Below are 12549 nucleotides of genomic sequence, written 5' to 3'. Positions count from 1 at the left end.
CGTGGAAGGGGCCCCCTCGGAACGCGATCCGGGCCCCCTTATAGCAACTTGGGGTCTACTTTTCAAAGAGTTCTTGCGCCTCGGCGCACAAGTCCTGGAACCAGTGCTCGAAGGCGATCCGGTTCCGGCTGGCGTTGCCCCCCAGGAACACCTCGACGCCCCCCTTCTCCGCAGGCCGGATCCGGGCCCAGACCCTTCGGTGGCTCACGAAGAACGCGATCAGGCACCCCAGGGTGATGAAAATGCAGCCGGCCCAGATGAGCGGCACCCCCGGGTCGTAGGCCACCTGGAGCCCCGTGTACATGAGGGTCTCGACCCCGTCCACCCGAACCACGTACCCGCCGAGCCGGCGGTGGTTGCCCTGGGGGGCCTGGAACACCACCGTGCTCTGGGGTTCCCCCTGGGCGGGCTGGAGCACCACCTCGACCGCGGGCCCCATGCCCCGAAAGTCCCCGGTCAGGTTCCGCAGAATCAGCCGATCCCCGTTCTCCAGCTCGACGGCGCCCCCCTTCTCCACCTGCTTTCGGTGAAACAGGATGTTCCGCCGCGGGCCGAACACCGTGAGCCAGGCCGACCGGCCCCCCGCCTGGCCGTAGGAGGACTGGTAGAAATAGATGTCCTTGTAGATCAGGGGGCTATTGACCTCGATCCGCTTTTTCAGGACCTCTTGGCCGTTTTCCAACACGGCAAGGTCGCTGATGTAATCCTTGGGCCGCCCGGTGGGCCGCCCCTGGGGATCGGTATAGAAGGTCACCTCGAAATCGTCGCAGCGCACCTGGAACCCGAGGTCTTTCACGCCGCCGTCCCGGAGCCGGATCTGGGAGACGGTGTCGCCCTCCACGATGTTCACGAACCCCTTGAACCCCCATTGGGCCCCCACGATGGCCCCCAACCCGAACAGGAACAGGCTAAAGTGGGTCACGTACACGCCCATCCGGGCCCAGCCCCCGCGGGTGCCGAGGAGATACACCGCGCCGTCCCGCTCCTCCCGGAACACCTTGCGCGTCCGGCGCCTGAGGAGCGTCTCGAGCTTCTCCGCCACCGCCCCCACGTCCCCGCCCTTGACCCGGGTGGTCCACTTCTCGTGGATCGCCACCGGCTTCCCGTCGAACACGGGGTCCTTGTACGTCATGAGACGGATCGCGTGGGGCAGGCGCTTGAGCGAACAAAACGTGATGTTCACGAGCAGGAGAACGAGAAGCGTCTGGAACCACCACGAGTAGTACATGTTGTGGAGACCCAGGGCCCAGATCACCTTGGCCCAGCCCTCGCCGTACTCGGCCGCGTAAACCCCGAACTCCTTGCCCTGCTGGATGACGGTGCCGAACACGCTCGTCGCCGCGAGCGCGATGAGCACCACCACGCTCAGCTTGATCGAAGCGAAGAACTCAAAAAGCCTCTTTCCGATGCCCGCCTTGGCCGTTTGTTTCAAGGGTCGTACTCCTTGGGGCGTGAGTCGTGAATCGTTTGAACTGCCGCAAGTCGTTTGTCGCGGGTCGTTTGTCGTTTGACCGTGCGGACGTTGGGACGTGCGGACGGGTCCACTGCCGTTTGTCGCTTGTCGTTTGTCGTTCGTCGGGAGAACTGCTGTCAACTACCGCGGTCATTTGTCACCGGTCGTAACGGGCGAAACCCCACGACCAACGACTTACGACCTACGACTTACGGAAGTCCAACGACCTGCGACAAACGGCCCTTGGCCGTCCCAACGTCCCAACGTCCTAACGTCCTGACGTTACAACTCCCTATGGCACTGGAGGCAGCGGCCGGCTTCCCGCCGGGCCGAGGCCGGGTTGAAGCCGAGTTCCACCTCCCGGAACCCGTCGCGCCGCTGCCGGAGGGACACCTTGGGCATCTCCTCCCGGATGCGCTCTTCCGGCGTCTCCCGGTGTCCCGGAAACGGGTGGCGCACCCGCCGGTCCCGAAGTCGCCACGCAGGGACCCGCTCTAGGCTGAGGTCGGCGAACATCGCGAGCGCCGCCCGCCTGCCCTGGGCCATCGCGGCCACGGCGGTGGCCGGCCCGCTCACCGCGTCGCCCCCCGCGTACACCCGCTCCAGGCTCGTGCGTTGGGTCGCCCGGTCCACCCAGATCCGGCCGTCCGGTTCCCGGCGCAGGCCCGAAAGAGCCGGGTCGGAAAAGACGGGGGCCTCGACCCACTGTCCCAGGGCCGGGATCACCGCATCGGCCTCCAGTCTCCAGTCCTTTCCCTCCACCGGCACCGGCCGGGGCCGGCCCGACGCGTCGGGCTCGCCCAGCTCCATGGTGCGCACCCGCACCTCCAGGACTTCCCCCTTCTTGCGGATCTCCGCGGGGTCCGCAAGGAAGTGAAACTGCACCCCCTCCCGCACCGCCTCCTCCACCTCGTCGGCCCGGGCAGGCATCTCGTCCCGGCTCCGGCGGTACAGGAGGTGTACCTCCTCGGCCCCCAAGCGAAGCGCCGTGCGACACACGTCCATGGCCGCGTTTCCGCCCCCCACCACCACGACCCGACGGCCGAGGGGGGTCGGCACGGCCTCCTTGGCTCGCCGGAGCACCTCCTGGAAATCCGTGCACAGCTCCGCCCCGGGGATCCGAAGCTCGATCGAACGGGCGGCGCCCACCCCCAGGAACACGGCGTCGTACTCCCGCAGGAGTTCGGCTAGCGGCGTCCCCCCCGGCCCTACCGGTGTATTGGACCGGAACCCCACCCCGCGGCTCCGAAGATCCTCCAACTCCTCGTCCAGGATGTAAGCCGGCAGCCGGTACTCCGGGATGGTGGTGGCGAGCCTTCCGCCCAAGAGGCCCTCGGCCTCGAACACGGTCACGGAAGCGCCCAGCACGCTCAGGTAGTACGCGCAGGCGAGCCCGGCGGGACCCGACCCCACCACGGCCACCTTGAGCCCTCCGCCGTCCAGGTGCACCGTCTCCCCCGAGGGGACGCCCCCCCGCCGGTCCCGCTCCCGGTCGGCGAGAAACCGCTTGCACCCGTTGATCGCGATCGGCTCCCCGTCGATTCCCCGCACACAGGCGGTTTCACACGGGTGGGGACAGATCCGCCCGATCACCCCGACGAGCGGCACCCGGGTACGCACGAGCCCGTAGCCCTGCTCCAGGTCGTCGTCGAGGATGAGTTGGAGGTAGTCCGGGATGGGAAGCCCCGCGGGGCAGGCCCGCTGGCACGGCGGGCGGGGGGCGGAGGGTCCCCACCGGGCGTCGGCCCAGGACACGGCCAGAACGAACCCGGCGGCCCCGAGGAGAAACAGGTGGCCGTAGGAAAATCCGTTCCAGACCGCCGAAACCAGCCCCAGCGCCAGCGGGATGAGGCACGCCAGCACGAGCCCCGTGAGCCAACGGCGCTGGTACATCTGCCCCGCGCCCGCTGCCACCAGCGACATCCACGCCCCCCGGGGCCGCAAACGGCGGTGGGTCGCGATCTCGTGGAGGAGGCGATCTCGTCCCCGAAGCCGGCCCGAGCAGGCGCGGCACCGGAGCGCTTCTCCCTTGGGCTCGATCCGGCAGAGGCTACAGTCCCAATATCGTTCCATGCGCTCGTCAAGATTCGGGTGTGACGGAATCCGCCCTCCGTGCCGCGAGTAGCCCCCGATCCCCACCGGATCGCCACGCACGCCTCCCCCGGCCCCGGAAGGGGGGCCTACCACTTCTCGACGTAGGCGTACGCGTTGTGATTGTGGATGCTTTCGAAGTTCTCGGCCTCCACCGAGAACCATGTGACGTTCGGGTCGCGAAGGAGCGCCTGGGCCACGTCCCGGACGATGTCCTCCACGAACTTCGGGTTGTTGTAGGCCTTCTCGGTCACGTACTTTTCGTCACCTCGCTTGAGAAGGCTGAACACCTCGCAGGACGCCCGGCTCTCCACCAGGTGGATGAGGTCCTCGAGCCACACGAACTCCCGGAACCGCACGTTAACCCGCACATGGGACCGTTGGTTGTGCGCGCCACCGGCGCTGATCGCTTTGGAGCACGGGCACACGCTCGTCACCGGCACCCCCACCTCGGCCACCAGGTCGAAGCTGTCCTCTTCCAGCGACCCCTTAAGGGCGCAGGGGTAGCTCATGAGCGAGGTGGCCCGGCTCACCGGGGCCCTCTTCTCCATGAAGTAGGGGAACCGCAACTCCAGATGGGCCGAAACCGCGTCCAGGCGCTCGCGGATCTTCTCGAGGATGCCGCGGACGTTCCCCACCGCGATGCCGTGGCGGTGCTCGTTTAAGACCTCCACGAACCGGCTCATGTGGGTGCCCTTGAAATGGTGGGGCAGGCCCACATACATGTTCACCGTGGCCACCGTGTGCTGCTCGCCGTGGGTTTTGTCGAGCACGGTGATGGGGTAGACGATGTCCTTCACCCCCACCTTGTCGATGGCGATCCGGCGATGGTCGGCGCGGCTTTGGATGTCTTCGAGCACGGGGTCAATCCCGGATGTAGGTGGCCGCGGCCCGGTTGCTTTCCCAGGCGGTCACCCGGTGCACCCGTATGCCCTCCCGGTCGATCCGCCGGGCCACCTCGTGGCACAGGTACTCGGCGATCCGCTCCGAAGAGGGGTTGCGCTCCCGGAACGCCGGAAGGTCGTTCAGGTAGGCGTGGTCCAACTGGGCCAGTACCTCCCGCGTGGCCTTCTTGAGCTCCTGGAAATCCAGGGCCAGATCGGTGTCGTCCAGGCGATCCGCCCGGACCACGACCTCCACCTTCCAGTTGTGGCCGTGGAGGGCCTCGCATTGTCCTTGATAGCCGCGCAGATTGTGAGCCGCGGCAAAATGCTCCTCGATCTTCACCTCGTACATCTGCGGTCCTTGTTCGGCGGAAGGGCTCTGTCGTTTCCAGACCTCGTGCCCGAAAGAACGAAGGCGGTACGGTATCACCTGGGAAACGGAGTTGTCTAGTCTTTCGGGGCCGCCACGAGGAGCACCTGGACGTCCATCACGTTGGTCCGGGTGGGGCCGGTGACGACGAGGTCCCCGATCTCCCGCAGGAGGGCGTAGCTGTCGTTTCGCTCCAGGAACTCCGCGGGCTCGAGGCCCGACGCCCGGGCCCGCGCGGCAGTGGTCCCGTCCACCAGGCCCCCGGCGGCGTCGGTGGGGCCGTCGGTGCCGTCGGTGCCCCCGGAGAGCGCCGCGATCCCTTCCCACCCCTCGAGCGCCAAGGCCATGGCCAGGGCCATCTCCTGGTTCCTCCCCCCTTTCCCGTCGCCCCGCAGGGTGACCGTGGTCTCGCCCCCCGCGAGCAGGCACGCCGGCGGCGCCACCGGGTCGCCCCGTTCCCGGACCTCCTGGGCCACGGCCACCAGCGCCCTGCCGACCTCCCGGGCCTCCCCCTCGAGACGGGAGGTGAGGATCAGGGGGTTGTACCCAAGGGCACGAGCCTCCGTGGCCGCGGCTTCCAGGCTCTTTCGGTTCGATCCCACCACGACGTGAACGATGCCGGCGAGCCGGGGGTCTCCGGGCTTGGGGGTATCTTCCACCTCGCCCCGGCAGCCGGCCTCGATGTGGCGGCGCACCGCCTCCGGCACCCGGTCCCAGACGTTTCGCCGCACCAGCACCTGCCGGGCATCCCGGAATGTGCTCGGGTCCGGGGAGAACGGCCCCGAGGCGATCACGTCGAGCCGGTCGCCGATGACGTCGGAGAGCACCAGGTTCACCACCCGGGCCGGATGGGCCGCCGCCCCCAGGCGCCCTCCCTTCACCTGGGAGAGGTGCTTTCGCACGGCGTTGAGTTCCCCGATCGTGGCGCCGCTCGCAAGGAGAAGCCGGGTGACCTCCTGGACGTTCCCGAGGGTGACCCCGGGCGCCGGCAGGCTCAGGAGCGCCGAGCCTCCCCCCGACAGCACCGCCACCACCAGGTCGTCCGGGCCTGCGCCCCGCACGAGCTCGAGGATGCGCCTTCCGGCCTCCACGCCCCGGGCGTCCGGTACCGGATGGGAGGCCTCGAGCACCTCGACCCGCTTCAAGGGTAGGCCGTGGCCGTCCTTCACGCACACCACGCCCCCCGCGATGCGCTCGCCTAAAAGCGTTTCCACCGCGGCGGCCATGGGCGCCGACCCCTTCCCGGCCCCCACCACCCACGCCTTTCCCGTCTCGTGGAGCCGCAACCGGGCCACCGGTTCCGGTCCTTGGCCCACCTCCAAATCGTCTCCCCGTCGCCGCAGGTGCGCCAGCACCGCGGCCTCGGGGTCGGCCGCCCCCACGGCCGCCCGGAAGACGGCCAGGGCGTCTTGCCTCAGCCTGTCTGCGCCGCCGGCAGCGGCAGTAGTTCGACCCGGCCCTCCCGCACCTGCGTTTGCAGCCATTCCTCCAACTCCCTCCGAAACTTCCGCTCCTCCAGATAGGCCCGCACCTCCCCCCGCAGGTCGAGCGGGTCCTCAACACCGAGCCGGTCCCCCTGCTCCCGGATGAACCGCAGCACCTCGGTCAGGGGAACGAAGGTCATCTCCCGCCGGAACGCGAGATATTTCCGGGCCAGGACCTCCTGCCGCTGGCGCACCCGCAAGTGTTCCATATCGAGCCCCAGAACCCGGCAGAGCTCCGGGGACGGCAGGCGACACCGGGCCGCCAGCGCCCCCAACTCGGCGTCGATCTCGGCCGCCGAGGCCTCGAGCCGAAGCCGCTCGGCCTCGGCCGCAAACAGCCGGCGCCGCACCACGGCGTCGCGCACCACCCGGGCCAGCGCCTCGGCCTCCGGCCGCCCTTCGAGCCGGCGGATCGCGGCCTCCCGGCGGATCTCGCTCCAGGTCAGGGCGTACCCGTCGATCCGTCCCACCAGGGCGTCAACGAGCTCGGCCCGAACCGGGGCGGCGCCGAACCCCCAGGCCGCCAGGGCGATCAGCGCCGCCGCTTTTGGTAGCGCCTGACCCATCGCCGGTGCTCCTCGTAGGTGTCGGAGAACACGTGGGTGCCGTCGTTGCGGCTCACGAAGTAGAGGTACGTGACCGGCGCCGGATGCACCACGGCCACGAGGCTTTCGCGGCCGGGGTTGGCCACGGGGCCCGGCGGGAGCCCCTTGCGCACGTAGGTGTTGTACGGATGATCGGTGCGCAGGTGCTTTCGGGTGAGGTTCCCGTCGAACTCCGGGATGCCGTAGATGACGGTCGGGTCACTCTCGAGCCGCATGCCGCGGCGCAGCCGGTTCCAGAAGACGGCCGCAACGAGGGGCCGCTCCTCGGGAACGCCCGTTTCCTTCTCGACGATCGAGGCCAGCGTGACCCAGGAGCGAAGGTCGAGCCCCCGGGCCCGGGCCTCGGACAACAGGGGCTCCGTCACCTCACGGAACCGTCCCACCAGCGCCGAGACGACCTCCTCCGGGTCGAGCCCCCTGGCGAACCGGTACGTGTCGGGAAACAGATACCCCTCGAGGGTGGGACCCGGAAGATTCCACCGGCCCGGCGCCCCTTCGTCGTAGCACAGGGCCTCGAACCGGACCGGGTCGGTGACCCCCGCCTCGCCCAACACCCGGGCCATCTCCCGCGCCGTGAGGCCCTCGGGCAGCACGACCCGCACCTGCTCCACCACCCCCCGTCCCACGGCCTCGAGCACGGCCCGGGCGGTAGGGGCCTCCCCGAGCCGGTACGAGCCCGCCTTGGGCCCCCCGGGCGGCATGGCGGCCTCGATCGCGAGTCGCGCCAGTGCGGGGTGGGGGAAAAGCCCGGCTCCGGTAAGGAGATGCGCCACCCGGGCCGCGGTCGCACCCCGGGGGATCGTGATCCCCCGCTCGGCCCCGGGCCTGGGCCGGTCGAGCCCGGTGGCGACCCAGACGGCCAAAACCCACGCGAACCCCGCGGCCAGGGCCGCCGCGCGCCACCCCCAGCGACCGAGGTTCATGACCCGCGTTCGAACCAATTCCTCACGTAGTACCAGGTGGTGTCCCGGTTCAGTTTGGCGATCGCCGTGGTGAGCGGCACCTCCTTCGGGCACGCCTTCACGCAGTTCTGGGCGTTTCCGCACTCGGTGATGCCGCCGTCGCCCATCACGGCCTCCAGGCGCTCCTCGGCGAGCATCCGGCCGATGGGGGAGATGTTGAAGTAGAGCGCCTGGGCCAGCGCGGCCGGCCCGATGAAGTTCGTCCGGCGGTTCACCTGGGGACAGGCCTCCATGCAGCATCCGCAGGTCATGCACCGGCTCAGACGGTAGCCGAACTGGCGCCGCTTCTCGGCCAACCGCGGCCCGGGCCCCAGGTCGTGGGTGCCGTCGATCGGCACCCACCCCTTGATGCGCTTGAGGTTCTCGAACATGAAGGAGCGATCCACCATGAGGTCGCGCACCAGGGGGAACTTGCGCAAGGGTTCCAGCACGATGGGCTGCGCGAGCTCGTCCACCAGGGCCGAGCAGGCCTGACGGGCCCGGCCGTTGATCACCATGGTGCAGGCGCCGCACACCTCCTCGAGGCAGTTGCAGTCCCACACCACCGGGGTGGTGGCGCGGCCCTGGGCGTCCACGGGGTTCTTCTGGATCTCCTGCAGGCAGGTGATCACGTTCATGTGGTCGTAGTGGGGCACCGCGAACTCCTCCCAACGGGAGGGCGCGTCGGGCCCGTCCTGGCGGCGGATCCGAAGCCGAACCGTCCGGCTCATCCGAGGGTCTCCTTCTTGTCCACGTCGTACTTTCGCGGCCGGGGGGCGATGTACTGGATGTCCACGTCCTCGTAGTCGATGCGCGGCCCCTCGGGGGTATACCGGGCCAGCGTCGTCTTGAGGAACCGCTCGTCGTCCCGCTCGGGGAACTCCGGCTTGTAGTGGGCACCGCGGCTTTCGTCCCGGAGCCGGGCGCCCAGGGTGATCACGTGCGCCAGTTCGAGCATGTAGTAGAGCTGCCGCGCGAAATGGAGCGACTGGTTGGCCCGCGCCCCCCGGTCGGGAGGCCGGAGGTTCGTCCAGCGCTCCTTGAACTCCACGATCCGCTCCAGGGTCTGGTCGAGCCGGTCGTTATAACGCACCACGGTCACGTTGTCGGTCATGACCTCCCCGAGCTCCCGGTGCAGCACGTACGGGTTCTCGTCGCCGTCCATGGACCGGATGCGGTTCAGGAACTCCTCCTGCCGCTTCACCTCGAGCTCGGCCGCCCGGCCGGCCTCGCCCTCCGGGGCCTGGTCGAGGGCCCACTCCATGGCCTTCTGGCCGGCCACCTGGCCGCCGTAGATGCACGACAGGAGGCTGTTGGCCCCGAGCCGGTTCGCGCCGTGGTACTGGTACTCGCACTCGCCCGCCGCGAAAAGGCCCGGGATCGAGGTCATCTGGTCGTAGTCGATCCAGAGCCCGCCCATGGAGTAGTGCACGGCCGGGAACACCTTCATGGGCACCTTGGCCGGGTCTTCGCCCATGAACTTGCGGTAGATCTCTAGGATCCCCCCGAGCTTCACCTCGAGTTCCTCGGCCGGGATGTGCGTGAGGTCCAGGTACACCTGGTTCTTCCCGTCGACCCCGAGCCCCTGGTTCACGCACACGTCGAAGATCTCGCGGCTTGCGATGTCGCGGGGCACGAGGTTTCCGTAGGCCGGGTACTTCTCTTCCAGGAAGTACCACCGCTCGCCGTTGCGGGGCACCCACACCCGGCCGCCCTCCCCCCGGGCCGACTCGCTCATCAGCCGAAGCTTGTCGGGGCCGGGAATCGCCGTGGGATGGACCTGGATGAACTCGCCGTTGGCGAACGTGGCCCCCTGGGTGTAGACGCTCGCCGCGGCCGCCCCGGTGTTGATCACCGAGTTGGTGGATTTGCCGAAGATCATACCGAGGCCGCCCGTGGCCAGGATCACCGCGCGCCCCGGAAAGGCCCTCACCTCGCCCGACACCATGTCGGCCGCCACCACGCCCCGGCACACCCCGGCGTCGTCCACCACGGCCGACAGGAACTCCCATCCCTCAAACTTGGTCACACGGCCTGCCGCCTCGTACCGGCGGACCTGCTCGTCGAGGGCGTACAGGAGCTGCTGCCCGGTCGTGGCCCCGGCGTAGGCCGTGCGGTGGTACTTGGTGCCCCCGAACCGCCGGAAATCCAGGAGCCCCTCGGCGGTGCGGTTAAACATCACCCCCATGCGGTCAAAGAGGTAGATGATGCCGGGGGCGGCCTCGCACATCCGCTTGACCGGCGTCTGGTTCGCCAGGAAGTCCCCGCCGTAGATGGTGTCGTCAAAATGCTCCCAGGGGCTGTCCCCCTCGCCCTTGGTGTTCACCGCGGCGTTGATGCCGCCCTGGGCGCACACCGAGTGGGACCGCCGCACGGGCACCAGGCTGAACAGGTCCACGTGGAAGTTCTGCTCGGCGATCCGGACCGCGGCCATCAACCCCGCGAGCCCGCCGCCCACCACGATCACGTTCTTTCGTTCCACGGTTTTTCTCCTCTCGCCCGCGAAGCCCGTAGGACACCCGCGCGCGTCGCGTTCAGAACTGGGCCAGGGTCCGCAGGCCGTAGATCGCCAGGATCACGAACGCAGCGAAACTGACCCCCACGAACACCCGCTGGCTGTGGGTGCCCACCGTGATCCCCCAGTCGATGGCGGTGCCGAAAATCCCGTTGGCCAGGTGGAACACGGCGGCCAAAAGCCCCGCGTACCACGTGGCCACGTACCACCCCGCCTCCGCGAACGCCGCTCCGTTCATGGCGGCCACGTGGAGGGCGATGAAGGGCACCAGAAAGAGGCCCGTGGCCCGCTGTCCCAGGTACATCCAGTTCCGCAGCCAGTTGTACCGCAGGTTGTTGGGCTGGGATTCGTAGGTGATGTAAAGGCCGTAGAGACCGTGGTAGACGAGCGGGAGGTACAGGAACACCACCCGCAGGACCGGGCTCTCGTAGGCCCCCTCCCCGCGCACGTGCAGACACAGGAAGTAGCCCAGGAACAAGAACCCGGTGAGGCTGTGGAGCTTTCGCATCCAGAACTGGGTGGAGGCCACCTTTCCCACCGGCGTTTCCGCGGTCATGCCTCGACTCCTCGTGTGACTTGCCCGCTCGGCAGCGAGCGGCTGGGCGGCTGAGCCCTTTGTGTTGCTCCGGCGTCTAAACAAGAAACAGAGGCGCTTCGGGGCGATCAAAGACAAAAGCGGGCACCGATCGCCCGCCCTGCCGTGAGAATACTCCTCCCCTATCCCAGCGCTCAAGAACGAGGATCTCATACCAAGTTGCGTTCAAACAGACACCCAGCCCGAAGCCCGGCAAGGGGCCTGGTTCCGGCCGCGCGTGAGTGCGGCATCCGGCCACCGAAGGAGCCACGCCCGGCGCTCCACCAGGCCCCTTGCTGGGCCGAATCAGGAAACGGTTGCTTTGAACACAACTTGGTATCACAGGTCCGAGGCCACGTCCCGGAGTGCTCGGGAGGCCTCCTCCAGCCGATCCGCCTGATCGGCCGGCAGGCTCTGCCGCAGGGCTTCGAGGTCGGCGAGGATCCGGCCCACGGCCGCACGGTTCCGCGTGCGGGCCTCGGCCGCCAGCCCGGCCTCGAGCGAGCCCAGCCGGGCCTCCAGGGCGCCCATCTGGCGCCGCATGCCCCAAAGCGCCGTGCCCCCGATCCAGAGGAACACGAGCACCACGGCCGCCAGCACAACCATGCCGAGAAACACCCGGTCACGTTCGGACTCCCGGGGCCTCGGGGGGGCTCCTGCGGCCGGGCCGGCCGCCGCCTCCTCCACGGCCTCCCGGTCGGCCAAGGCGGCGGCGACGTCGTCGGGGAGTTCTTCGCGTTCGGTCTGGCCCCCCTGGGGATCCAAACCCGGGGTGGAGGGATGATCCATGGCTCTCTCCGGGCAAACAGTGCGCGGCGGCGATCCTACGGAGCCCCCCCCCGTGTGTCAACGCTCCGAACCGCCGGAGCCCGGCAAAAGCCCCCATTTCCGGCCCATGTCCGCCACCCACGGCGGGCACTCCCCCTGTTCCAGGAACCCCTCCCAGGTGGGGTACCCGCCCCGGAAGACGTACCGCAAGAGATCCCGGAACTGGTCCCGGCTAAACCGGTAGGGCCCGATCGCCCCCTCGTCCTCGCCGGGCCGCCAGACGACCGGGATGGTTTCTGGGTCGGCCCAGCGCCGAAGGATCCGAAGCGTCTCGCCCCGGTTCTCGTGCCCCCGGATCTTCTGGCGAAATTCCCGGGGGTCCGACGGGAACGGCCATCTGCGGTACACCTCGCCGAGGTACCCCAGGTAGCGCTCCCCCCGGATGGCGCCCATGAGGTCCCCCAGGTCCTCCGGGCTCCGGAACCGGTGGCCCTCGAGCACGAACGTCCCTCCCTCGGGGGGAAGCGCCGAAAGCCCTTGGCAGAAATCGTCGCAGAAAAAGCCGAGATCCTCGAGCAGCAGATGATCGGTCTCGATGTTGTAGAACCCGAACACGACGGTGCCGTGGGAACGGGAGGCGAAGAGCAAGGGCATGGCGACGGATCCGTTGGGACGTTGGGACGCTCCAATGCTGGGACGTTAGAACGTTAGGACGTTGGGACGTTACTAATATCTACAAAAGTATTGCCAGATCCCTAGGCGGCGTATCGGCAACTTGGGGCCAGGAAAAACCCCCGAATCTTGTCCGGCATCCGCTGCAACGAGCGCAAGGCGGAGAGGACCCGGGCCTTCAGGTCCTTCTTC

General features: G+C 68.7%; 12 protein-coding genes. All 12 read right to left on the bottom strand.

The genetic code is table 11. The annotated features are described in order from the left end of the window. Positions 1-55 precede the first annotated feature (55 nt). The 12 genes from resB to ACY0I8_RS06820 all read right to left on the bottom strand — a co-directional run bounded on the left by resB (position 56) and on the right by ACY0I8_RS06820 (position 12339). Positions 56-1432 (bottom strand): cytochrome c biogenesis protein ResB, encoded by a 1377-nt coding sequence (resB, locus tag ACY0I8_RS06875; RefSeq protein ID WP_461394159.1) that lies wholly within the window; start codon positions 1430-1432, stop codon positions 56-58. Between the two features lie 303 nt (positions 1433-1735). After that, positions 1736-3526: an FAD-dependent oxidoreductase gene (locus ACY0I8_RS06870; RefSeq protein WP_461394158.1), complete on the bottom strand. Its 1791-nt coding sequence runs from the start codon at positions 3524-3526 to the stop codon at positions 1736-1738. 107 nt (positions 3527-3633) lie between these two features. Then, positions 3634-4404, bottom strand: a complete 771-nt coding sequence (folE2, locus tag ACY0I8_RS06865; RefSeq protein ID WP_461394157.1) for a GTP cyclohydrolase FolE2 — start codon at positions 4402-4404, stop codon at positions 3634-3636. Between the two features lie 4 nt (positions 4405-4408). Further along, complete coding sequence (gene queD, locus ACY0I8_RS06860; protein ID WP_461394156.1) at positions 4409-4780, bottom strand: 6-carboxytetrahydropterin synthase QueD; 372 nt, start codon at positions 4778-4780, stop codon at positions 4409-4411. Between the two features lie 95 nt (positions 4781-4875). After that, positions 4876-6282, bottom strand: a complete 1407-nt coding sequence (locus ACY0I8_RS06855) for a glycerate kinase type-2 family protein (protein ID WP_461394155.1) — start codon at positions 6280-6282, stop codon at positions 4876-4878. Then, complete coding sequence (locus ACY0I8_RS06850; protein WP_461394154.1) at positions 6213-6848, bottom strand: hypothetical protein; 636 nt, start codon at positions 6846-6848, stop codon at positions 6213-6215. Before ACY0I8_RS06850 ends, ACY0I8_RS06855 begins: the two co-directional genes overlap by 70 nt. Then, the gene (gene mltG / locus ACY0I8_RS06845) at positions 6815-7810 is read right to left on the bottom strand and encodes an endolytic transglycosylase MltG (protein ID WP_461394153.1); all 996 of its coding nucleotides are present in this window, start codon (positions 7808-7810) and stop codon (positions 6815-6817) included. The genes ACY0I8_RS06850 and mltG overlap by 34 nt, the downstream gene beginning before the upstream one ends. Continuing rightward, entirely contained in the window at positions 7807-8559 is a 753-nt protein-coding gene (gene sdhB / locus ACY0I8_RS06840) for a succinate dehydrogenase iron-sulfur subunit (RefSeq protein WP_461394152.1), read from the bottom strand. Before sdhB ends, mltG begins: the two co-directional genes overlap by 4 nt. After that, complete coding sequence (gene sdhA / locus ACY0I8_RS06835) at positions 8556-10262, bottom strand: succinate dehydrogenase flavoprotein subunit (RefSeq protein WP_461394174.1); 1707 nt, start codon at positions 10260-10262, stop codon at positions 8556-8558. The genes sdhB and sdhA overlap by 4 nt, the downstream gene beginning before the upstream one ends. Before the next feature lie 100 nt (positions 10263-10362). Next, positions 10363-10899 (bottom strand): succinate dehydrogenase/fumarate reductase transmembrane subunit, encoded by a 537-nt coding sequence (locus ACY0I8_RS06830; protein ID WP_461394151.1) that lies wholly within the window; start codon positions 10897-10899, stop codon positions 10363-10365. A gap of 357 nt (positions 10900-11256) precedes the next feature. Beyond that, positions 11257-11706, bottom strand: a complete 450-nt coding sequence (locus ACY0I8_RS06825; RefSeq protein WP_461394150.1) for a hypothetical protein — start codon at positions 11704-11706, stop codon at positions 11257-11259. Between the two features lie 57 nt (positions 11707-11763). Beyond that, on the bottom strand, positions 11764-12339 hold the full coding sequence (locus ACY0I8_RS06820) for a hypothetical protein (protein WP_461394149.1): 576 nt from the start codon (positions 12337-12339) through the stop codon (positions 11764-11766). Positions 12340-12549 lie beyond the last annotated feature (210 nt).

The organism is Deferrisoma sp. (assembly GCF_054681715.1).
The sequence above is the reverse complement of the archived record's forward strand: the minus strand, read 5'-3'. Positions and strand labels throughout refer to the sequence as shown.